The organism is Billgrantia pellis, assembly GCF_008297955.1.
Classification (GTDB): domain Bacteria; phylum Pseudomonadota; class Gammaproteobacteria; order Pseudomonadales; family Halomonadaceae; genus Halomonas; species Halomonas pellis.
Genome location: NZ_VTPY01000002.1, coordinates 143,653 through 165,945, shown reverse-complemented (window position 1 = coordinate 165,945; position 22,293 = coordinate 143,653). Strand labels below are relative to the sequence as shown.

Genomic DNA, 22,293 nt, shown 5'->3' with positions numbered 1-22,293 from the left:
TGTGGCCGCTCCCGTCATGCGTGCGCGATCAGCGGTCGAGCCAGGCATCCCGGAAAGCATCGTTGATGCCGACGCTCGACGTGATCAGGTCCTTCACGTCGCAGCGATAGATCGTCGGGAAGCCGAGTTCCAGCAACCAACCCACCGGCACGTCCTCGTGGAGGATCTCCTGTGCCTCGTGGTAAAGCGCCTCGCGTTCTTCCTCGGGGTAGGCGGTGGCGGCCTCGTCGAAAAGTTCGTCGATACGCGCATTCTCGTAGCCTTCGACATTGTTCCAGGGCGAGCCCTTCTCGATATTGTCCGATCGGTAGGAGCGGGTGATCCCCAACGCCGGGTCGCCATATTGGTAGAGGTAGGTGAAGGCCAGATCGAAATCCCAATCGCCCAGTCGCTGGTTCCAGCCGCCCACATCGGTGGCCACGGTGCGCACGTTCACCCCTACCTCGCGCAGGTTCTGCTGGACGGCCTCGGCCCAGCGGTTCCATGTCTCGCCATAGGGCAGCGGCAGCAGGCGCACTTCCTCACCGTCGTAGCCCATCTCGTCGAGCAACTGGCGTGCGCGGTCCGGATCGTAATCGTAGGGTTCGAGGCCGTCGTGGCGGAACTTGGCGTTCGAGCCGAACGCGGAGAGCGGTACCTGGCCCATGCCGTTCCACAGCACATCCCGGGCGAACTCACGATTCATGGCGTACATCACCGCCTGGCGGAAGCGCTTGTCCGCGGTGGGACCTTCGCGGTTGTTCATCCACAGCATGGCGAAGGGGCTGAAGTACTCGTTGCCCTCATCGGTGATGCAGGCGTTCTCCATGGCGGAGAGGCGGGGGATGTCGAAGTTCTCCACCGTGCCGTTGGGTAGCACGTCGACGGTGCCGTTCTCGAAGGCCACCGCGCGGGAGGCGCCATCGGGAATGATGTGCCAGTTGACCCCGTCCAGGTAGGGCAGGCCTTCCTCGTAGTAATCTTCATTGCGTACCAGCTGGATCACGGTGCCGCGATCCCAACTGCCGAATTTGAAGGGGCCGGTTCCGATGGGATGGTTGTTGGCCTCATTGTCGCGGAAGTCGGTGCCCTCGTAGATGTGCTTCGGCACCATGGTGAAGGTACCGGCTTCGAACGAGATCAGGAACGGCCCGAAGGGCTCGGCAAGGGTGAAGACCACGGTGTGGTCGTCAGTGGCTTCGATGCTTTCGACATGCTGCAGCACGGCGCGAGCGCTGGGGTTGAGTTCGCGGTGGAAGACGTCGGCCGAGAACACCACATCGTCGGCAGTGAAGGGTTCGCCATCGTGCCACAGCACGCCTTCGCGAAGATGGAAGGTGTAGGTCAGGCCGTCGTCGCTGACTTCCCAGGATTCGGCCAGTTGCGGGATTGGCTCCAGGTCGGTGCTGTAGCGCAGCAGTCCCTCGTAGATATTGCCGGCGACCTTGCGGGTCGGGTCGTTCTGCACCATGCCCAGCACGAGGCCAGGCGGTTCCGGTTGGATGATGGTGTCGATAGTGCCGCCGCGCTTGGGTTCGTCGGCAAGTGCGAAGGTGGTGGTGAAGGCCAGGGCAGCGATAGTAGCGGCCAAGGGCGTTTTTCTCATTGTCGCGTTCCTTCTTGTTGTCTCGGCATTTGTCTGTTTTGTGGTGCGCCGTGTCAGCAGCCTTTTTGACCATAGCAGTGGGGTTTCAAGCTGTCGACAGTCGGCAATCGACGGTCGACAGAATGTCGGAAGCACCTTACTGTACCTTTCAAACCCTATCCCTGAGTGAAGCCGTGAGCACGACGCCTTCAAAATTCCTCGGTGGGGCTACCGTCATCCAGCAGCGCAATCTGGTCGAACAGGTTGCCGACTACCTGACGCAGGCCATCATCAGCCAGCGATTTGCACCGGGCGAGCGCCTGTCCGAGATGCAGCTGGCGCGCGATCTGGGCGTGAGCCGTGCTCCGGTCCGCGAAGCGGCGCGTCTGCTCGAAAGCCGTGGACTCCTGGTGTCGCAGCCGCGACGTGGATTCTTCGTGCGGGCACTGGACGCCGGTGAACTCAACGACGTCTTCGATTTGCGGCTATGCCTCGAACGTCATGCGCTGGCGCGCCTGGTCACGGTTTTCGATGCCGAAAAGGAGCGAGCGCTGCGCCGGCAGATCGACATCATCTGCAATGCGGCGACCGGCGACAGCGACAGTCGCAAGATCGAGGAAGATCTCGCGTTCCACCGCATGGTCATCGCGTATGCCGATAATCGCCGGCTGCTCAAGGCTTTCGATGATATCTCCCATGAGCTGCGGCTGTGTATCGCACTGATCGGCAAGACCCATGCCGATCCGGACTCCATCGCCACCTCCCATTGGGCACTGCTCGATGCCTTGGCCAGTGGCGATCCGGCACGCTGTCGCGAAGCGATCGACTACCACATCGGCGTCGCCCGGGACTACGTGGTGAAGGGAATCGGAGAGGCTTGAACCGTTTCCGTAACACCCTGCGTATGACGGCGGACCGTGAGACGGCGCGGAACGCCGGCATGCGTCACGGGGTCAGAAGCGATAGACGGCCAGGGGACGATCATGCTTGACACTATCCAGCGCTTCTTCCAACAGGCCCTGTCCGAGCCCGAGGGATCGGACCGGAGCGAACCGACGCTTGAACGTGCCACCGCTGCCCTGCTGTGCGAGGTGGTGCGTGCCGATTATCACACCGATGAAGCGGAGCTCGATGCCCTGCGCCAAATGCTCCAGCGTCACTTCAGCCTATCCGACGCCGAAGTCGAGGAGTTGATGGCAATGGCCCGCGAGGAGGTCGAAACCTCCGTCGATCATTACCAGTTCGTCAGCCTCATCAAGCAGCACTACGATTATGCGCAGCGCTGCGAGCTGGTGCGCATGATGTGGGCCCTGGCGCACGCCGACGGTGAGTCGCATCACCTGGAGGAACATCGCATTCGCCGATTGGCCGATCTGTTGCATGTCAGCCACTCCGATTTCATTCGCGCCAAACTCCAAGTCCAGGGCGAGGCCGACTAGCCGGCGCCGGGTTCACCGATTCCAGCCGACGCATGAGCCGCGTCGCCTCGGCGCTTATCGCTCCACGCTGATAGACTAGAGGCTCGTTCCGGCAGGGGCCGGATGCCGTCTGCGCAAGCTGGAGGAGTCACATGTCTCGTGAAACCATCGTTCTGGGGGCCGGTATGGTCGGTGTCTCCATCGCCTGGCACCTGGCCCGTCGCGGCCGCGCGGTGTTGCTGATGGATCGGCGTCCGCCGGGGCGGGAAACCTCCTACGGCAACGGCGGTTTGATCCAGCGCGAGGCGGTGCGGCCATACCCCTTCCCACGTGAACTGAGCAAGCTGCTGAGTGCGGTACCCAATCGCCGAGTCGATATTCGTTACCGCCTTCAGGACATGCTGCGCTCCGCTGGGCCGTTGTACGGTTACTGGCGCAATTCGGCGCCGCAGCGCCATGCCGACATCATTCCCGAGTACGCTTCTCTCATTGCTCTGTCGACCCAGGAGCATGCGCCCATGATCGAGGCGGCGGAGGCGAATCATCTGGTGCGCAAGGAAGGCTGGCTGGAAGTCTATCGGCGTCCCGCCGGACTCGAGAAGCGGGCAGGGGAGGCGCGCGATGCGGCCGAACGCTTCGGGGTCACGCACGACCTTCTGGATGCGGCCCAACTGAAGCAGCGCGAACCGCAGCTCAGCGATGGGCTGGCGGGCGCCATTCACTGGACCAACTCCTGGGGCGTGGCCGATCCGGGAGCGCTGGTTGCCGCCTACGCGTCCCAGTTCGAACGCGAGGGTGGGCGTTTCCTCCAGGCCGAGGTACGCGATGTATCACGTCATGGGTGGAGCTGGCGAGTGGCGACCGAGAAGGGGATCCAGGAGGCGCAAGAGGTCGTCGTGGCGCTAGGGCCATGGGCCGGCGATTGGCTTAGATCGCTGGGCTATCGTCTGCCGACTTTCGTCAAGCGCGGCTACCATATGCACTACGCCGCTCCCGAAGAGCGTCGCCTGCGTCACTGGCTGCTGGATGCCGACGTCGGCTATATCCTGGCGCCCATGCGCCCCGGCATTCGCCTGACCACCGGGGCGGAGCTGGCTGCGTTAGGCGCGCCACCGCAGTACGGCCAGTTGGAGGCGGCGGAGCGCAAGGCCCGGGAACTCTATGCGGGGCTGGGAGAACGGCTGGAGGAGACCCCTTGGCGGGGAGCCCGTCCGTGTCTCCCCGACATGAAGCCAGTGATCGGTCCGGCACCGCGCCATCCGGGACTGTGGCTGGCCTTTGGCCACGGCCATCAGGGATTCACGATGGGGCCGGTCACGGGGCGAGTGGTGGCGGAGATGATGGAGGGAGAGCCGACGGCAGTGGACATGCGCCCCTTCCGCGCCGACCGATTCTGAACTCGCGGCAGTCGCTGCGCCGAGCCCAACGTGGCACAGGGCGCGCCGGATCAGCGTTCGCCACGCGAGCGGCGCCGGCGCCACTGGTGATGAATGAACTTGATCACCAAGGTCATGACGTAGACCACCCAGCCGGCGGTGGCCAGGATATTGAACAGCAACATCTTCTGCTGACCGCTGAGCGGCGCGATCAGCTGCTCGATGATCACGCCGAGCAGCAGCGCCAGGGCCATGGGCAGGGCGAGAATATGCATCCACATCTCGGTACGCCGCTTGCGCACATGGAAACGGCTGAGATGGATGCGAAACGGGCGATGCACGAAACTGACCACAATCATCGCGCCGAGGCCGAGCATGGCGGCCAAGGTGGGCTCGACACTGTCCAGACGCGCCGAAATGCTGATCGACCAGAAGAAGATCACCCACATCAGTCCCGCCAGGATGGCGACGATATCGGCGTAATGGCGGACCCTGGGCATCGGTGACGTCTCTCTTGCTGAAAACGGCGTCGATGATACGGCAAAAACGCCGCTCTTGCCGCCTTCATCCCTGCGCTGTCTGATGCCGCAACCCGAGCGCTATCGGATCCGCGCCGACACGGTCTTCGGAGCGGCAAGGCCGGGGCCGCATCCGGTATACTGTGGCCCCTCACTTCAAGCCGAACGACAGGATACGCCGTGAATGCTATCACCCTGACCCGCCCCGACGACTGGCACCTGCACGTACGTGACGGCGCGGCCTTGGCGGCCGTCGTACCCGCCACCGCTCGCCAGATGGGGCGGGCGATCATCATGCCCAACCTCAAGCCTCCGGTGACGACCACGGAGCAGGCGCTGGCCTACCGCGAGCGTATCCTGGCCGCGCGACCCCAGGGCTCGGTCTTCGAACCGCTGATGACGCTTTATCTCACGGATGACACCCCGGCCGAGGAGATCGAGCGCGCCGTGGCTTGCGGACAGGTGCATGCGGTGAAACTCTATCCCGCGGGGGCGACGACCAACTCCGCCTCCGGCGTCACCGACCTGGCTCACTGCGAAGCAGCCATTGCCGCTATGGCACGCCTAGGGCTTCCGCTGCTGGTTCATGGCGAAGTCACCGACGCCGAGATCGACATCTACGATCGCGAGGCGGTCTTCATCGAGCGCGTGATGAAGCCGCTGCTGGAGCGGCACCCCGATCTCAAGGTAGTCTTCGAGCACATCACCACCGCCGATGCGGCGGATTTCGTCACCCAGGCGCCCGGCAACGTCGCCGCCACCATCACCGCGCATCACCTGTTGTTCAACCGCAACCACATGCTGGTGGGCGGTATTCGACCGCACTACTACTGTCTGCCGATCCTCAAGCGGGAGCGACATCGCCAGGCGCTGCTGGCGGCGGCAGTGTCGGGTAACGGCAAGTTCTTTCTCGGCACCGACAGCGCCCCCCATGCCCAGGGCGACAAGGAGTCGGCCTGCGGCTGTGCGGGGGCTTACACGGCACCCGCCGCGATCGAACTCTATGCCACTGCCTTCGACGAGGCAGGAGCGCTGGATCGTCTCGAAGGCTTTGCCAGTCACTACGGTCCCGATTTCTACGGTCTCCCGCGCAACACCGACACTATCACCCTGGTGCGCGAGACATGGGAGTTACCGGCGTCGCTGCCGTACGCCGGTGACCAGCGCATCGTGCCCTTGAAGGCGGGGGAGGTGCTTTCCTGGAGACTACGGGACGAAACCCGTTAATCCAGAGTCGTATGGCCACAACCGCACCGACAACGCCGCCCAAGGGCGGTCGTTGTCGCCAGCCGTCGACCTGACGGGATCAGCCGGCGACCGGTTCGGCGTCGGTCCGCGGTGAGGCGTGGGCCAGCCGAGCGACCATGCGCTCGACCATGCGTGCCGAGTGGGCGGCGGCACGCTCCAGGAACTGCTCGAAGGAGAGGTGGTTGTCGCCGCCGCCGGCAATGTCGGAAAGCGAGCGGATGACAACGAACGGGCAGCCATAGAGATGGCAGGTCTGGGCGATGGCGGCGGCCTCCATTTCGGCGGCCAACATGGTGGGGAAGCGGCTGCGCGTCTTCGCCACGAGCTCGGGGCAGGCCATGAACACATCGCCAGTGGCGATCAAACCCTCCACCACGCGCACCTCGCCGAGCGCTTCGACGCTCTCGCGAGCCAGCGCCACCAGGCGCGGGTCGGGCAGATAGGCGGCCGGCATGGCCGGCACTTGACCATGCTCGTAGCCGAAGACCACAGCATCGACGTCATGATGTCGAACCTCGCTCGAAACCACGACATCGCCGATCTCAAGACCTTCGCCGAAGCCTCCCGCCGAGCCGGTGTTGATGATGGCCTCGGGATGATAGACGTCGAGTAGCAGGGTGGTACCGATGGCGGCGTTGACCTTGCCGATGCCGGACTGCAGGATCACCGCATCGACGCCGTTCAGAGTCCCGTGATGGAAGGTGCAACCGACGTGGGTGCGAGTGCGACGACCCTCGAGCTGTGAAGCGAGGTATTCCACCTCTTGCGCCATGGCGCCGATGATGCCGATGCGTTTCATCTTGCGATGCGTTCTCCGTGGGGGCGTGGGAGTGCCGACGGTGTCGTCATGCCTCGCTGGCGAAAACCTGGGTCCACTCGTCACGCTTGGCCAGGAAGCCGCGTGCGATCCGCTTGGCCCCCTCGAGGCTGTGACTGGCGGCCCAGCCGCACTGCATCTCGTTGCAGGCGGGCACTTCGTTCGCCTCGAGCACATCTTCCAGCGTCTTCTGCAGCAGGTTGAGCACGTCGTCGTAGTCGTCGTGGTTGATCAGCGCCACGTAGAAGCCGGTCTGGCAGCCCATCGGGCTGATGTCGACGATGCGGTCGGAGTGGTTGCGCGACAGCTCGGCCATGAGGTGCTCGAGCGAATGCAAGGCCGGCATCTCCATATGCTCGCGATTGGGTTGGCAGATGCGCATGTCGTACTTGTGAATGCGGTCGCCGTTGAGGCCGGTCTTGATGTCGGCCAGGCGCACGTAAGGGGACTGCACCTTGGTGTGGTCGAGATTGAAGCTTTCGACGTTCATCTTGTCGCTCATGGACGGCCTCCCGCTGGCGGTGAGAAAACGAAAGCGCGCATTCTATCCGAGACGCGCGGTCGTGTCAGGGATGGCGTTAGCGGGAGGCGGCCGTCGCCATGGCGTCGTGCTGTTCGGCCGCGCTGAGCGTATTCTCCAGCAGCGAGGCGACCGTCATCGGACCTACGCCGCCGGGCACCGGAGTGATCCATCCCGCCCGCTCGGCAGCGGGGGCGAACTCGACGTCACCCACCAGGCGACCGTCCTGCTCGCGATTGATGCCTACATCGATGACAATGGCTCCGTCGCGCACCCATTCGCCCTTGACGAGGCCCGGCTTGCCCACCGCCACGACCAGCAACTCGGCACGGCGTACATGCTCCTCAAGGTTGCGGGTGAAGCGGTGACAGACAGTGGCGGTGCAGCCGGCCAGCATCAGCTCGAGCGCCATGGGGCGGCCGACGATATTGGATGCCCCGACGACCGTGGCGTCGAGGCCGCGCACCTTGAGCCCGCTGGCCTGGAGTAGCGTCATGATTCCCTTGGGCGTGCATGGGCGCAGCATCGGGAGACGCTGGGCCAGGCGGCCGAGATTGTAGGGATGGAAACCGTCAACGTCCTTGTGCGGCAGGATGCGCTCGAGGATCGGGCGAGCGTCAAGATGCTCGGGCAGCGGTAGCTGCAGCAGGATGCCGTCGATCCTTGGATCGGCATTGAGGTCGTCGACCAGCCGTTCCAGCGCCTCCTGGGAAGTGTCGGCGGGCAGGGTATGTCGGAACGACAGGATGCCGGCTTGTTCGCAGGCTCGATGCTTGTTGCTGACATAGACATGGGAGGCCGGATCTTCGCCCACCAGGATGACGGCCAGGCCAGGAATGCGTTTGCCCTCGGTGCGGCGTGCCTCGACCTGGCGGGCAACCTGTTCGCGGACCTGAGTGGCAATGGCCTTGCCATCGATGAGTTGGGCGGTCATCGTGTTCCCCCGTGGATGGATGGTCTGGGTTGGGCGCTGTGGCGGCCTGGGGCCGGCGGAAGCGATGCGAAGGGTGCCGATTTTCGCATGACGCGCCCTTCAGGCAAAGCGCAAAGCCCCGTCGTGTCAGGCTGCTATTGACGATGTTCGATTCTCGCGTAGAATACGCAGCGCTCGACGAGGCCCTGCGGCGTGTCGAGGGCCGTGCATAGGCCGGCGGGGTGTAGCGCAGTCTGGTAGCGCGCCTGCTTTGGGAGCAGGATGTCGGGGGTTCGAATCCCTCCACCCCGACCACAACTTGCTGTTTACGCTGAGAAAAAAGCGGAGCGGGGTTGCGGTCAGACGCCATGGAACGTAGAATGCGCCCATAGCTCAACCGGATAGAGCAACGGCCTTCTAAGCCGTAGGTTGCAGGTTCGAATCCTGCTGGGCGTGCCAGTTCGGCGTGCAAGGCGGCTCGATCGATTGTCGATATGGTGGATGTAGCTCAGTGGTAGAGCCCCGGATTGTGGCTCCGGTGGTCGTGGGTTCGATCCCCATCATCCACCCCATTTCGACGCCTCATGCGGTGCCAGTGGTGCTAGCAGTTCTTGCGGTGAATCTTTTGCAATGGTGGATGTAGCTCAGTGGTAGAGCCCCGGATTGTGGCTCCGGTGGTCGTGGGTTCGATCCCCATCATCCACCCCATTGCAACCCTTCCTTTTCTACGTTTGTCATCCCATGCCATCAGTTGCCCGATTTTCTTGGGACACAATGCCTCGTGCCGCATGTGTGGCTGGCTTGACGTGGTGAAGCGACACGTTCCTGTGTCAGGCGCCTTCGGTTTCGCTCGCCACGGCGGCCCTTGCAATCCGCCTTGTCGCCCCCATCCTGTAGGCATAACGCTTGCCAGCGTAGGGCGGGATTCTTAGAATCTCTCTTTTACATTCCACGCTTTCCATAGAACGCCCCAGTCGGTAGAGGACCATTCATGCAAGTTTCCGTCGAAACGACCTCCCAGATCGAGCGCCGCGTCACGTTTCAGGTGCCGGCCGCCGAGGTCGACGAAGCCGTCGAGGCTCGCCTCAAGGACACGGCGAAGAACATTCGCCTCAACGGCTTCCGCAAGGGCCGGGTGCCCATGTCCGTGGTGCGCCAGCGGTACGGTCGAGGTGTGCGCGACGAGGTGGTCGGCGAGCTGATGCGTGAGCGCTATGTGAAGGCTATCACCGAAGAGAATCTCAATCCGGCAGGCTTCCCCAGCATCGAGCCGAAAGTCAATGAGTCCGGTCGCGACCTGGAATTCGTGGCGTCTCTCGAGGTCTACCCGGAAATCGAGCTGGCGCCGATCGACGGTGCCGAGGTCGAGCGCCCCGTGGTCGAGGTGAACGACGCCGACCTGGAGGAAATGGTCGAGACCCTGCGCAAGCAGAATGCTTCCTGGGAAGAGGTGGAGCGCCCTGCGGAGGAAGGCGATCAGGTCAAGATCGACTTCCAGGGCTTCCTGGGCGACGAGCCGTTCGAGGGCGGTAGTGCCGAAGGGCATGAGCTTGTGCTGGGGTCCGGAAATTTCATTCCCGGCTTCGAAGAGCAGTTGATTGGCGCCCAGGCCGGCGAGGAGAAGGAGATCAAGGTCACCTTCCCCGAGGATTATCAGGCCGAGCATCTGGCCGGGCAGGAGGCGACGTTCCAGGTCAAGGTCCATGCCGTCAAGGCCCAGGCGCTGCCCGAAGTCGACGAGACGTTTATCAAACGCTTTGGCGTCGAGGACGGTGACGTCGAGAAGTTCCACGCCGAAGTGAAGAAGAACATGACGCGCGAGGCCAAACAGGCGGTCGACAACCGCATCAAGCAGCAGGTGCTCGAGGTGCTGAAGGAGGCCAACGACGTGCCGGTGCCCCAGGCGCTGGTCCAGCAGGAAACCGATGCACTCAAGCGTCAGGCGGCGCAACAATTCGGTCTGGGCGAGGACTTCGACGTCTCGCAGTTGCCCAACGAGCTGTTCTCCGAACAGGCCAAGAGCCGCGTTCAGATCGGTCTGTTGCTGGCCGAGGTGATCAAGGCGAACGAGCTCGACGCCAGTGACGACGAGATTCGCGCTAAGGTCGAGGAGCTCGCCGAGCAGTATCAGGAGCCTCAGCAGGTCATCGACTACTACATGAGCAATGAGCAGCTCAAGACCCAGGTCAAGTCGGCTATCCTTGAGGAAAAGGCGGTCGACAAGCTGCTCGAGCAGGCCACCGTCAAGGACGTGGCGATGAGCTATCAGCAGGCCCTGGCCGCCGTCCAGCAGGGTGAGCAATCGTCCGAGCAGGATGAGGCCGAGGAAAATCAGGAAGAAGCCAAGGGCTGATCCTGCGCCTGTACCTTCTCGCTGGCGGTCTGGCCGCCAGCGGGCGGCATCATTTTCTTCATTCATCGGATGCAAGGACTTCACACTGATGAGCAACGAGTTCGAGACCCGAAACGCCGGCGGCCTAGTGCCGATGGTGGTAGAGCAGAGCGCACGCGGCGAGCGGGCCTACGATATCTACTCCCGGCTGCTGAAGGAACGTGTGATCTTCCTGGTGGGTCCGGTGGAGGATCATATGGCCAACCTGGTGGTTGCCCAGCTACTGTTTCTCGAATCCGAGAACCCGGACAAGGACATCCACCTCTATATCAATTCGCCGGGTGGCGCCGTCACGGCAGGCATGGCGATCTATGACACCATGCAATTCGTCAAGCCCGACGTTTCCACCGTGTGCATCGGTCAGGCCGCCAGCATGGGGGCCCTGCTGCTGGCCGGCGGTGCGGCGGGCAAGCGTTACAGCCTGCCGCATTCGCGAATGATGATTCACCAGCCCCTGGGCGGCTACCAGGGGCAGGCGGCGGACATCGAGATCCACACCCGAGAGATTCTCGGTATTCGCGACAAGCTGAACCGCATCCTGGCTCACCATACCGGCCAGGACATCGAAACCATCGCCCGCGATACCGACCGCGACAACTTCATGAGCGGCAACCAGGCGGTGGAGTACGGGCTGATCGACGCCGTACTGGATAAGCGACCCACATCCTGATAGCGTGAAATCAGACCACGCTTCTTATACGTGATTAGCGGCGGCCGGCGTGGCCGCCGAAGTGACAGAGGTACGCGAATGGCCGACGGCAAAGGCAAGGACGAGGGCGGCAAGCTGCTCTACTGCTCGTTCTGCGGCAAGAACCAGAACGAAGTGCGCAAGCTGATTGCAGGCCCGTCCGTGTATATCTGCGACGAGTGTGTCGATCTGTGCAACGACATCATTCGCGAGGAAGTTCTCGATGCCGATGCCGAGAGCGATGAGGAGCGCCTGCCCGTTCCCCGCGAGATTCGTCGCACCCTGGATGAATACGTGATTGGTCAGGATCGCGCCAAGACGGTGCTGTCCGTGGCCGTCTACAATCACTACAAGCGTCTTCGCGCCGGCATCAAGGGCGACGACGTGGAACTCGGCAAGTCCAACATCCTGCTCATTGGTCCCACCGGCAGCGGCAAGACCCTGCTGGCCGAGACCATGGCGAGGCTGCTCAACGTTCCGTTCACCATCGCCGACGCCACCACGCTCACCGAGGCCGGCTACGTGGGCGAGGATGTCGAGAACATCATCCAGAAGTTGCTGCAGAAGTGCGACTACGATGTCGAGAAGGCCCAGCGCGGCATCGTCTACATCGACGAGATCGACAAGATTTCACGCAAATCGGACAACCCTTCGATCACCCGTGACGTGTCGGGCGAGGGCGTGCAGCAGGCCCTGCTCAAGCTGATCGAGGGCACCACAGCCTCCGTGCCGCCGCAAGGTGGGCGCAAGCATCCGCAGCAAGAGTTCTTGCAGGTTGACACCGGCAATATCCTGTTCATCGTGGGTGGCGCCTTCGCCGGTCTCGACAAGGTCATCCGTGATCGTGCCGAGAAGGGTGGTATCGGCTTTAGCGCCGTGGTGAAGAGCAAGGACGAGACCAAGGGGGTGGGCGACCTGCTCGCCGACGTCGAGCCGGAAGACCTGGTCAAATTCGGCCTGATTCCCGAGTTTGTCGGTCGCCTGCCGGTCATCGCCACGCTGACGGAGCTCAACGAGGATGCGCTGATTCAGATCCTCACCGAGCCGAAGAATTCGCTGGTCAAGCAGTACGCGCGCCTGTTCGACATGGAAGGCGTGGAGCTCGAGTTCCGCGAAGACGCCTTGCGGGCCGTAGCGGCCAAGGCCATGGCGCGCAAGACCGGTGCCCGCGGGTTGCGCTCGATTCTTGAGTCGGTACTGCTGGACACCATGTACGAGATTCCTTCCATGGAGGGGGTGACCAAGGTGGTCATCGACGCATCGGTGATTGCCGGCGAGAGCGAGCCGCTGCTCATCTACTCGCAGCAGGAGCAGCGGGTCGACGGCACCGATGGCTGAAGCGGGGCGGCCGACGCTGCCACGCCCATGACGGTGAAAGGGGTCGCTTGGGCGGCCCCTTTTCGCGTTCGACCTCGTACCCCTTGCAATGGGGGCGGCGCGCCCCCATCCCTCCCCGTATTCACCGATTCGACTTTGAGGAACGTCTGCGATGCAGCAGAACGCCGTTCAGACCTTGAGTCTGCCTCTCTTGCCACTGCGCGACGTGGTCGTCTATCCGCAGATGGTCATTCCCCTTTTCGTCGGCCGCGAGAAATCGATCCAGGCGCTGGACGCCGCGATGGCCGCCGACAAGCGCGTACTGTTGGTAGCGCAGCGCGAAGCCGGGCAGGACGACCCGGGCACCGACGACCTGTTCACGATCGGTACCGTCGCGGAGATCATGCAGCTGCTGAAGTTGCCCGATGGTACCGTCAAGGTGCTGATCGAGGGCGTATCCCGTGCCGACCTGCGCGAGGTGCATCATGCCGATCGAGGCCACAGCATGGCCGACGCCGTTCTGCGAGACAGCGAGCCGCTGACAGAACGTGAGCAGGAGGCGCTGGTGCGCGTGTTGCTCAATCAGTTCGAACAGTACGTCAAGCTATCGAAGAAGGTACCCAACGAGGTGCTCAACTCGCTCTCGGGTATCGAGGATCCGAGCCGTCTGGTGGATACCATCTGCGCGCACCTCTCGCTCAAGATCCAGGACAAGCAGCGGCTGCTGGAGATGGATCGGGTTCGGGATCGCATCGAACACCTGATGGCGCTGATCGAGTCGGAAATCGATCTGTTGCAGGTGGAGAAGCGCATCCGCTCACGGGTCAAGGATCAGATGGAAAAGTCTCAGCGCGAGTACTATCTGAACGAGCAGATGAAGGCCATCCAGAAGGAAATGGGTGAGCTCGAGAACGTGCCCAACGAGGCCGAGAAGTACGAGACGGCGATCGAGGAGTCGGGCATGCCCAAGGAGGCGCGCGACAAGGCGCTGCAGGAACTGGGCAAGCTCAAGATGATGTCGCCGAGTTCGGCGGAGGCCACGGTGGTGCGCTCCTACCTGGATTGGCTGGTCGCTGTGCCCTGGAAGAAGCGCACTCGGGTCAAGCATGATCTGGTGCACGCCCACAGGGTGCTGGACGAGGACCACTATGGCCTGGAGGAGGTCAAGGAGCGGATCCTCGAGTACCTGGCCGTACAGAAGCGGGTCAAGAAACTCAAGGGGCCGGTACTGTGCCTGGTGGGCCCGCCCGGGGTGGGCAAGACTTCCCTCGGCCAATCGATCGCACGCGCCACCAACCGCAAGTACGTGCGCCTGGCGCTCGGCGGTGTGCGCGATGAGTCCGAAATCCGAGGTCATCGCCGCACCTACATCGGCTCGCTGCCAGGCAAGCTGATCCAGCGCATGAGCAAGGCTGAGGTCAAGAATCCACTGTTCCTGCTCGACGAGGTCGATAAGATCGGCATGGACCACCGTGGCGATCCCGCCTCGGCATTGCTCGAGGTGCTCGATCCGGAGCAAAACGACAAGTTCAACGACCATTATCTCGAGCTCGATTATGACCTCTCCGAGGTGATGTTCATCTGTACCGCCAACTCGATGAACATTCCCGGCCCCTTGCTGGATCGCATGGAAGTGATTCGTCTGCCCGGCTATACGGAGGACGAAAAACTCGCCATCGCCCGCCGCTACCTGGTACCCAAGCAATTGAACTCGAACGGGTTCAAGGACGAGGAGTTGAGCTTCTCCGACGAGTCGCTACTGGAACTGATCCGCTATTACACCCGGGAAGCCGGCGTGCGAGAACTCGAACGGCAGATTGCCAAGGTATGCCGCAAGGTCCTGCGCGAGCGTCTCGAGCACGAGGACAAGGGCGCCCAGGCGCCGGTGATGCTGGCCGGGGCCGACATCGAGGCCTATGCCGGCGTGCGCCGCTACAGCTACGGCTTGGCCGACAAGGAGGATCAGGTGGGGCGGGTGACCGGCCTGGCCTGGACGTCGGTGGGCGGCGAGTTGCTCAATATTGAGTCGGTGGTGACACCAGGCAAGGGCAGGATCAACAAAACCGGTTCGCTTGGCGATGTCATGAAGGAGTCGGTCAGTGCCGCCCATACCGTGGTGCGTGCAAGGGCCACTGCCCTGGGTATCGATCCGGAGCGTTTCGAAAAAGAAGACCTGCATATCCACGTGCCGGAAGGAGCGACGCCCAAGGATGGCCCCAGCGCTGGCATTGCCATGGTCACCGCCATGGTATCGGCCTATACCGGTCGACCGATACGTTGTGATCTGGCCATGACCGGCGAGGTCAACCTGCGCGGCGAAGTCATGCCGATCGGTGGGCTGAAGGAGAAATTGCTGGCGGCCCGGCGCGGTGGTATAAAGACCGTGCTCATTCCAGAAGAGAACCGCCGTGACCTCAAGGAGGTACCGGATAATATCAAGGGCGCGCTGGATATCCGGCCTGTCCGCTGGATCGATGAGGTACTGGAGGCTGCGCTCGCTGAAAGAGCAGGCTCCGGTGGGGAGGAGTCAAGAGCCGAGGAAACCGCTTCTTCGACCTCCATGATCAATACACATTAACGATAATTTAAGTGTTATGCCGGGGTTGAAATCCCGGCATGACGCGGTTTGGCGCCACAGTTGCTTGACACCTCTTTTGCAGCATTGCTATAAACTGCCAGCCATGCTGTGATCGTGTTGCCGGGCGAAAGGCACGCCGATTAGAGCCATTTTCTGAAACAGTCAAGGGGTGAAGTGTGAACAAATCCGAGCTGATCGAAGCCATCGCCGCGTCTGCCGATATTCCCAAGGCCGCTGCGTCTCGTGCACTGGATGCCATGGTCGACACCGTCACCGAAAGCCTCAAGAAGGGCGATACGGTCTCTCTTGTCGGTTTTGGCACTTTTACGGTGAAGGAGCGCGCCGCGCGTACCGGGCGCAACCCGCAGACCGGCGAGCCGATCCAGATCAGCGCAGCCAAGGTGCCGACTTTCAAAGCCGGAAAGGCACTCAAGGACTCCGTGAACTGAGCCACGGACCATTTGCGCCGCTGTCCCCGGTTGGGACGATTCTCGTAACGGCAGCAAACAATCAGGCGCATCGCTACGGCGATGCGCCTTCTTTTTTCGCTGCAAATGTCGCCGCAGGGCGGGGTGACGGAGCGGCGATGGCCGGGGGCGGCGAGCCACCGTATAATACGGCTCCACAGCCAGCCAATAATCAGCAACCGAGGCCTGCATGCTGCAAAGTATTCGTGACCGCTCCAGGAGCTGGGGCGCCAAGATCATCGTGGGTGCCGTGGTGGTGACCATGGCGCTGTTCGGGATCGAGTCCCTGGTGGGGCTGTTCGGTGGCAGTGGCGATGAAGTCGCCAAGGTCAACGGCGAGACGATCACGCGTCAGGAACTGGAGATGGAGGTGCAGCGCGCCATTCGTTCCGGACAGGTGCCGCCCGAGCAGGAGCGTGCGCTGCGTGGCCAGGTGCTCGAGGAGATGATCGGTGAGCGCCTGCTGACAGATTTCGCCGACGACGGTGATCTCTACCTGTCGGACGAGCAGCTCGATCAGGTCATCGTGACATTGCCGGAGTTTCATGATCCCGATGGGCGCTTCGATGCCGATCTGTTTCGCAACCGTTTGGCCAGCGCCGGTTTCACGCCACTCTCGTTTCGCAACGCCCTGCGCGTCGACCTCAAGCGTCAGCAACTGCAGCAAGGGTTGACACTCAGCGAGTTCACGCTCCCCAGTGAACGCGAGCGCCTGGCCGCGCTACAGCGTCAGACGCGCAGCTTCCGCTACCACGTGCTTGACGAGGCAGATCTCGCCGAGCCCGTGGAGGTCAGCGACGAGGAGCTGAGCGCCTTCTACGAGCAGAACAGGGACCGGTACCGGCGTCCTGAGCAAGTGCGGCTCGAGTATGTTGTCGTCGATAAGCAGGAAATGGCCGAGCAGGTCGATATCGATGAAGCGTCGATTCGCCAGGCATGGGAGGAACGCGGCCAAGACGCGGACCGTCGCGTATCGCATATCATGGCGACCTTCGGCAACGACCGCAGCCGGGAAGAGGCCATGGCACGCCTCGAGGAGGTGCGTGAGCGCCTCGATGACGGGGAGGATTTCGCCGATCTCGCCCTCGCGTATTCCGACGATCCTTCGACGGCCGAGCAAGGCGGGGACCTGGGTGTCATCAGCCGCGGTTTCTTCGGCGATGACTTCGACGAAGCCGCCTTTTCCCTGTCGCCGGGCCAAGTGTCGGATATCGTCGAGACCAGTAACGGCCTGCATTTGATACAAGTGACCGAGCTGGACCAGCCATCTCTAGAGGAGATGCGTGATGAGCTGGCCCGTGAGCTGGCGCTCGAGCGGATTACCGATGACTTCAACCAGCGGGTGCAGGCCCTGATCGATGAAAGCTTTGCCGCCGACGACCTGGCCAGTGTGGCCGAAAGCCTCGGTCTGGAACTGCAGGAAAGTGATTGGCTGTCCCGGGAAGGCAGTGAGCAGGGCGTGCTATCCGAGCCGGGCGTCATGAGTGAGGCCTTCAGCGAGGAGGTGCTGATCGAAGGGTTCAACAGCGAAGTCATCGAACTCGATGCGGATCGTCGCATGGTGCTGCGAGTCGCCGATCACCGTGAGGCAACCGTGCTGCCGCTGGAAGACGTTCGAGACCAGGTGGCGCAGGCGGTGGAGCGTCAAAAGCGGCGTGACGTGCTCGTGGATGTGGCGCGCGAACGGGTTGAGGCCCTGCGTGCCGGTGCCGAGCTCGATCTCGAATGGCAGCGGGTCGAGGCGGCGACACGGCAACAGGACGGAGTGCCTCGCCAAGCGCTGCAGATGGCCTTTCGGTTGCCGAATCCCGACGGGGATGAAGCCGTCTTCGGGCATGTCATCGACGGCGACCGTGTCATCCTGATCGCGTTGGACGATGTGGGGCAGGGCGATGTCGACGAGCAAGTAGAGGAATTCGTCGCGCGTATGACCGAGCAGCTGCGCAGCCAGAGCGTGGTACAAGGACTGCGCGTGCATCTGCGCGAGACTGCCGAGATCACTCGACGCTGAGCGTGTCCGATCGCTTGCAGGGGCGGCATGGCGCCGCCCTTTTCTCATTGGTAGATTTATACCGTTATCTATTGAATGATACTGAAGCTATTCCAAGCCAAGATCGCCGCCGAACTTGTTTTGTTATATAATAACTTTTTTCCTCGGTAACTCTTCGAGCATGCCATGAAGAACGCCTCAGCCGCGCCGATCCCCGTCCATGTCGTCACCGGTTTTCTGGGTAGCGGCAAGAGCACGTTGATTCGCTCCTTGATCGAGCAGAAACCCGAGCAGGAGCGTTGGGCGATTCTGATCAATGAGTTCGGTCGGATCGGCATCGACCAGACCATGTTCGGGACTCGCAACGATGTCATGGTGAAAGGGCTGCCCGGCGGTTGCCTTTGCTGTCAGCTGGCTTTCGTCATGCAGGCGACGTTGGTGAATCTGTTGCATCGCCATCGGCCCGAGCGGCTCATCATCGAGCCATCGGGGCTGGGCCATCCGGCGGGGTTGCTCGATGTGCTGCGTGGGGAAGCCTTCTCCGATGTGCTCGAGATCCGGGACATTCTGGTGCTGCTCGACCCTGCGCGGCTCGACGATCCACGTTCCCGGGAGCACGACACCTTCCGCGATCAGTTGACCATGGCCGATGCAGTGGTGCTGACGATGACCGACCGGGTCAGTACGGCGCAGCTCGACGTGGCATGGCGTCACGTGGAGTCGCTATGGCCAGCGAAGAAATGGATAGCCGAGGCGCCGCATGGGGCATTGTCCATCGAGCGGCTGCTTGGCAGCGGGACATATCGCGGCGAGGCGGGTGAGCCGGCCAGTGTGGATCACGACAGGCTGCGCCATACAGGCGGGGTAAGCGTCGTGCTCGATGACGTTGGCTTGGCGCAGCCTCTACCGGGTCGCCCGTTACAAGAGAGCGACGAGGCGCTCGGTTACGCCACCTTGGGCTGGCGCTGGCATCCCGCCGATGTCTTCTGCCTCGATCGGCTGACCCGAGCGCTGGATCGGTTGCCCGTCGGGTTGCGTGTCAAAGGCGTACTGCATACCGATGACGGCTGGAAACTCTTCAATCGGACTGAAGGAAGCGCCAGCCTCACCGATAGCGCCTGGCGTCAGGATTCGAGGCTGGAGCTCATCGGCGAGCGCGAGTGGCTCCCCGCAGCGGAGGGCATTCTGAACTCTCTGCAGGACTGTCGCCTGGAGAAGGGCGCGGGAACCACCGGTTGAGCGTGCCGCTTCGGCCGTCGCTACAGGCTGAAGTCACGCAACTGTGGATCGCCGTCGGCGCCGATCGCGACTTCCCAGCCTCGGTCAGATCGCCAGTCGCCCAGCACGATGCGCCTGGCCGGTTGGTCGTCGATTTCCAATTCATGCACCGCAGGACGGTGGGTGTGTCCATGAATCAGCGTGGTGACCCCGTGATCGCGCATGGTGCGGACCACCTCATCGGGAGTGACGTCCATGATGTCCTCGGCCTTGTTGGTGGTTGCCTCGCCCGACTGCTGGCGAAGCGAATCGGCCAGTTGGAGGCGCTCGGCGATCGGCATCGAAAGGACCTGTTGTTGCCATGCGGTGTTGCGGGCCTGGCCGCGAAACGCCATGTACGCCTCATCACGAGTGCATAGGCTGTCGCCATGCATCAGCAGCATCGGCTCGTCGGCGATGCGCAGCACGGCGGGGTCGGACAGCAGCTTGGCTCCGGCGGCAGTGGCAAAGCGTTGGCCGAGCAAGAAGTCGCGGTTGCCATGCATCAGATAGATCGCCGTGCCCTCATCGGCCAGATGTCGCAGGGCAGTGGCAATGCGCACGGCGAGTTCGGCGTTGCCGGTAGGATCCTGTTCGACGTGATCGAGCAGATCGTCGCCGATCCAGGCTTCGAAGAAATCACCGAGGATGTATAACGCTCCGGCGCCGCGGGCTCGCTCACCGAGCCAGGAGAGAAAGCCTTCCGTGACCTCGGGGGCGCCGGGGTGCAGGTGCAGGTCGGAGATCAGCAGGGTAGTGGTCATGGCCATGTCTCGCGGCGCGTCGAAAGACGGAGCGGGTTGCGCCCCATGGGAACGGGCGCAACGAGGAAAGTGTCACGCGTTTTCAGGCGCTTCCTTGACGTAGGCACGCTGAATTACCACGTCTTCTACCGGGACGTCGGCGTGCATGCCGCGGCGAGTGGTTTCCACCTCGGTGATGCGTTTGACCACATCCAGGCCCTCGACCACTTCGCCGAACACGCAGTAGCCCCAGCCCTGGATCGATTTGCCGCTGTGATTCAGGAAGTCGTTGTCAGCGACGTTGATGAAGAATTGGGCCGTAGCGGAGTGCGGATCCTGGGTCCTGGCCATAGCCAGTGTGCCGGTCTGGTTCTTTAGCCCATTGTCGGCCTCGTTCTCGATCGGCTCACGGGTGGGCTTCTGGTTGAAATCCTGGTCGAAGCCGCCGCCCTGAATCATGAAGCCGGGGATGACGCGGTGGAAGAGGGTGCCGTCATAATGGCCGTCGCGAACGTATTGTTCGAAGTTGGCTGCGGTTTTCGGAGCTTGTTCGTAGTTCAGTGCAATGGCAACGTCACCGAAATTGGTTTCGAGAATGATCATCAAACTGTTCCTGTCCAAAAAGTGCACGCCTTGGCGCCGTGCATGGGCGTGGCGTTATAATAACGGTTTTGTATCGACGCGCGAAGCGCGTCGGGCTCATCGACACCCACAGACTGACGGCGGCGCTGCCGTTTACCGGTTCGCCAGCGTTCCCGATTTGCATCCAATTCAGAGGGTTGCCGCATCAACATGACCACCGAGACCGCCAGTGCGCCGAACTTCATCCGTAACCAGATCTATGACGAGATCGAGACCGGTCGCGTCGACAAGGTCGTGACCCGCTTTCCACCGGAGCCCAACGGCTTCCTGCACATCGGGCATGCCAAGTCGATCTGCCTTAACTTCGGTCTGGCCGACATGTTTGGCGGGGATTGTCATCTGCGCTTCGATGACACCAACCCGACGAAGGAAGAGCAGGCCTACATCGATGCGATCAAGGAGGACGTCAGCTGGCTCGGCTTCGAGTGGGCCGGCGAGGTGCGCTATGCCTCCGATTACTTCGACCAGCTCTACGCCTGGGCGCAGCATTTGATTCGCGAGGGCAAGGCCTACGTCGACGATCTGTCACCCGACGAGATCCGCGAGTACCGAGGCACCCTGACCGAGCCCGGCAGGCCGAGCCCTTATCGCGACCGTAGCGTTGAGGAGAACCTGGATCTGCTGGCGCGCATGCGCGCCGGGGAATTCGGCGAAGGCGAGAAAGTCTTGCGAGCCAGGATCGACATGGCATCGCCGAATATCAACCTTCGCGATCCGATTCTCTACCGGATTCGTCATGCCTCTCATCATCAGACCGGGGAGGCGTGGAAGATCTATCCTTCCTACGATTTCGCCCACGGCCAGTCGGATGCTGTAGAGGGCGTGACGCATTCCCTCTGCACGCTGGAATTCGAAGACCATCGGCCGCTCTACGAATGGTTTCTCGACAACCTGCCGGTGCCCTGCAGGCCGCGCCAGATCGAATTTGCGCGGCTGAACATGAACTATACGCTCACTTCCAAGCGCAAGCTGAAGCTGCTGGTCGACGAGGGTATCGTCGATGGTTGGGACGATCCGCGCATGCCGACCATCTCCGGCATGCGGCGCCGCGGCTATACCCCGGCATCGATCCGCAAGTTCTGCGAGATGATCGGCGTGACCCGGGCCGATGGCGGGCTGGTCGATATCGCCATGCTCTATCATGCCATCCGTTCGGACCTCGAGGACAATGCGCCGCGCGCCATGTGCGTGCTCAACCCGCTCAAGGTGGTGTTGACCAACGTAGCCGAGGGCCACGAAGAAGTGTACGAGGTGCCTGGTCATCCCGCTCGGGAGGACAAGGGGCTGCGCCGGGTGCCGTTCACCCGCGAGCTATACATCGATCAGGAAGACTTCATGGAGGAGCCGCCGAAGAAGTTCTTCCGTCTGGCGCCCGGTCAAGAGGTGCGCTTGCGCAACTCCTACGTGATCCGCTGCGACGAGGCGATCAAGGACGACACCGGCGAGGTCGTGGAGCTGCGCTGCTCGGTGGATTTCGACACCTTGGGCAAGAACCCCGAGGGGCGCAAGGTAAAGGGCGTGATCCATTGGGTCAGTGCCACCCATGCGGTACCCATGGAGGTGCGCCTGTACGACAACTTGTTCCTGGTCGAGCAACCCGACAAGGACAAGGACGCCGATTTCCTCGAGCATCTCAATCCCGAGTCGCTGAAGGTCTGTCAGGCCATGGGTGAGCCTAGCCTGGCCGAAGCCGCGCCCGAGTCTCGCTTCCAGTTCGAGCGCGTGGGCTACTTCTGTGCCGATCGTCATTCGTGTCGCGACGACAAGCTGGTATTCAACCGCACCGTCGGGCTCAAGGATAGTTGGGCGCGTATCCAGAAGAAAGATGGCCAGAAGAAGGGCTGA

At 62.4% G+C, this 22,293-nt stretch carries 19 protein-coding genes and 4 tRNA genes; 16 read left to right on the top strand and 7 right to left on the bottom strand.

Annotation, left to right across the window (positions count from 1 at the left end):
• Window positions 1-28: 28 nt before the first annotated feature.
• A complete protein-coding gene (locus F0A17_RS04330) occupies window positions 29-1,585 on the bottom strand; it encodes an ABC transporter substrate-binding protein (RefSeq protein ID WP_149327137.1) in 1,557 nt (518 codons plus the stop codon).
• Window positions 1,586-1,758: 173 nt separating this feature from the next.
• Between F0A17_RS04330 and F0A17_RS04325 the strand changes: the two genes are divergently transcribed.
• The 3 genes from F0A17_RS04325 (at window position 1,759) to F0A17_RS04315 (ending at window position 4,379) form a co-directional block, all read left to right on the top strand.
• Entirely contained in the window at window positions 1,759-2,445 is a 687-nt protein-coding gene (locus F0A17_RS04325; protein ID WP_228716803.1) for a GntR family transcriptional regulator, read from the top strand.
• 102 nt (window positions 2,446-2,547) lie between these two features.
• Window positions 2,548-3,003: a tellurite resistance TerB family protein gene (locus F0A17_RS04320; protein ID WP_149327135.1), complete on the top strand. Its 456-nt coding sequence runs from the start codon at window positions 2,548-2,550 to the stop codon at window positions 3,001-3,003.
• 131 nt (window positions 3,004-3,134) lie between these two features.
• Complete coding sequence (locus F0A17_RS04315) at window positions 3,135-4,379, top strand: NAD(P)/FAD-dependent oxidoreductase (RefSeq protein WP_149327134.1); 1,245 nt, start codon at window positions 3,135-3,137, stop codon at window positions 4,377-4,379.
• Between the two features lie 50 nt (window positions 4,380-4,429).
• On the opposite strand, the gene F0A17_RS04310 is transcribed toward F0A17_RS04315, so the two are convergent.
• Window positions 4,430-4,858, bottom strand: coding sequence for a hypothetical protein (locus F0A17_RS04310; RefSeq protein ID WP_149327133.1), 429 nt, complete (start codon window positions 4,856-4,858; stop codon window positions 4,430-4,432).
• Between the two features lie 198 nt (window positions 4,859-5,056).
• On the opposite strand from F0A17_RS04310, the gene pyrC reads away from it, so the two are divergent.
• On the top strand, window positions 5,057-6,103 hold the full coding sequence (pyrC, locus tag F0A17_RS04305; RefSeq protein ID WP_149327132.1) for a dihydroorotase: 1,047 nt from the start codon (window positions 5,057-5,059) through the stop codon (window positions 6,101-6,103).
• A gap of 79 nt (window positions 6,104-6,182) precedes the next feature.
• Here pyrC and mtnN read toward each other — a convergent pair whose 3' ends face one another.
• The 3 genes from mtnN to folD all read right to left on the bottom strand — a co-directional run bounded on the left by mtnN (window position 6,183) and on the right by folD (window position 8,395).
• Window positions 6,183-6,923, bottom strand: coding sequence for a 5'-methylthioadenosine/S-adenosylhomocysteine nucleosidase (gene mtnN / locus F0A17_RS04300; RefSeq protein ID WP_149327131.1), 741 nt, complete (start codon window positions 6,921-6,923; stop codon window positions 6,183-6,185).
• Between the two features lie 46 nt (window positions 6,924-6,969).
• Complete coding sequence (locus tag F0A17_RS04295; protein ID WP_149327130.1) at window positions 6,970-7,443, bottom strand: S-ribosylhomocysteine lyase; 474 nt, start codon at window positions 7,441-7,443, stop codon at window positions 6,970-6,972.
• A 76-nt stretch (window positions 7,444-7,519) separates the two neighbouring features.
• Entirely contained in the window at window positions 7,520-8,395 is an 876-nt protein-coding gene (folD, locus tag F0A17_RS04290) for a bifunctional methylenetetrahydrofolate dehydrogenase/methenyltetrahydrofolate cyclohydrolase FolD (RefSeq protein ID WP_149327129.1), read from the bottom strand.
• Between the two features lie 217 nt (window positions 8,396-8,612).
• On the opposite strand from folD, the gene F0A17_RS04285 reads away from it, so the two are divergent.
• The 11 genes from F0A17_RS04285 (at window position 8,613) to F0A17_RS04235 (ending at window position 19,045) form a co-directional block, all read left to right on the top strand.
• Window positions 8,613-8,689, top strand: a tRNA-Pro gene (locus F0A17_RS04285).
• 67 nt (window positions 8,690-8,756) lie between these two features.
• Window positions 8,757-8,833 (top strand) — tRNA-Arg (locus F0A17_RS04280).
• A 38-nt stretch (window positions 8,834-8,871) separates the two neighbouring features.
• Window positions 8,872-8,946: transfer RNA gene (locus F0A17_RS04275), tRNA-His, on the top strand.
• A 61-nt stretch (window positions 8,947-9,007) separates the two neighbouring features.
• Window positions 9,008-9,082: transfer RNA gene (locus tag F0A17_RS04270), tRNA-His, on the top strand.
• Between the two features lie 283 nt (window positions 9,083-9,365).
• The gene (gene tig / locus F0A17_RS04265) at window positions 9,366-10,727 is read left to right on the top strand and encodes a trigger factor (protein WP_149327128.1); all 1,362 of its coding nucleotides are present in this window, start codon (window positions 9,366-9,368) and stop codon (window positions 10,725-10,727) included.
• 88 nt (window positions 10,728-10,815) lie between these two features.
• A complete protein-coding gene (clpP, locus tag F0A17_RS04260) occupies window positions 10,816-11,436 on the top strand; it encodes an ATP-dependent Clp endopeptidase proteolytic subunit ClpP (protein ID WP_149327127.1) in 621 nt (206 codons plus the stop codon).
• Window positions 11,437-11,514: 78 nt separating this feature from the next.
• Window positions 11,515-12,792, top strand: a complete 1,278-nt coding sequence (clpX, locus tag F0A17_RS04255; protein WP_149327126.1) for an ATP-dependent Clp protease ATP-binding subunit ClpX — start codon at window positions 11,515-11,517, stop codon at window positions 12,790-12,792.
• Window positions 12,793-12,943: 151 nt separating this feature from the next.
• Window positions 12,944-15,349: an endopeptidase La gene (gene lon / locus F0A17_RS04250; RefSeq protein ID WP_149327125.1), complete on the top strand. Its 2,406-nt coding sequence runs from the start codon at window positions 12,944-12,946 to the stop codon at window positions 15,347-15,349.
• Between the two features lie 176 nt (window positions 15,350-15,525).
• Window positions 15,526-15,798, top strand: a complete 273-nt coding sequence (locus F0A17_RS04245) for an HU family DNA-binding protein (RefSeq protein ID WP_104203469.1) — start codon at window positions 15,526-15,528, stop codon at window positions 15,796-15,798.
• Window positions 15,799-16,006: 208 nt separating this feature from the next.
• Window positions 16,007-17,827 (top strand): SurA N-terminal domain-containing protein, encoded by a 1,821-nt coding sequence (locus F0A17_RS04240; RefSeq protein ID WP_149327124.1) that lies wholly within the window; start codon window positions 16,007-16,009, stop codon window positions 17,825-17,827.
• A gap of 165 nt (window positions 17,828-17,992) precedes the next feature.
• Window positions 17,993-19,045 carry a CobW family GTP-binding protein gene (locus tag F0A17_RS04235; RefSeq protein WP_149327123.1) on the top strand — a complete coding sequence of 351 codons (1,053 nt, stop codon included), beginning with the start codon at window positions 17,993-17,995 and terminating at the stop codon, window positions 19,043-19,045.
• Window positions 19,046-19,065: 20 nt separating this feature from the next.
• Here the strand turns inward: F0A17_RS04235 and F0A17_RS04230 are convergent, their stop codons facing one another.
• Both F0A17_RS04230 and F0A17_RS04225 read right to left on the bottom strand, forming a co-directional pair.
• Complete coding sequence (locus F0A17_RS04230) at window positions 19,066-19,827, bottom strand: UDP-2,3-diacylglucosamine diphosphatase (RefSeq protein WP_149327122.1); 762 nt, start codon at window positions 19,825-19,827, stop codon at window positions 19,066-19,068.
• Between the two features lie 72 nt (window positions 19,828-19,899).
• The gene (locus F0A17_RS04225; protein WP_149327121.1) at window positions 19,900-20,409 is read right to left on the bottom strand and encodes a peptidylprolyl isomerase; all 510 of its coding nucleotides are present in this window, start codon (window positions 20,407-20,409) and stop codon (window positions 19,900-19,902) included.
• 189 nt (window positions 20,410-20,598) lie between these two features.
• Here F0A17_RS04225 and F0A17_RS04215 point away from each other — a divergent pair, with 189 nt between their 5' ends.
• Complete coding sequence (locus F0A17_RS04215; protein ID WP_149327119.1) at window positions 20,599-22,293, top strand: glutamine--tRNA ligase/YqeY domain fusion protein; 1,695 nt, start codon at window positions 20,599-20,601, stop codon at window positions 22,291-22,293.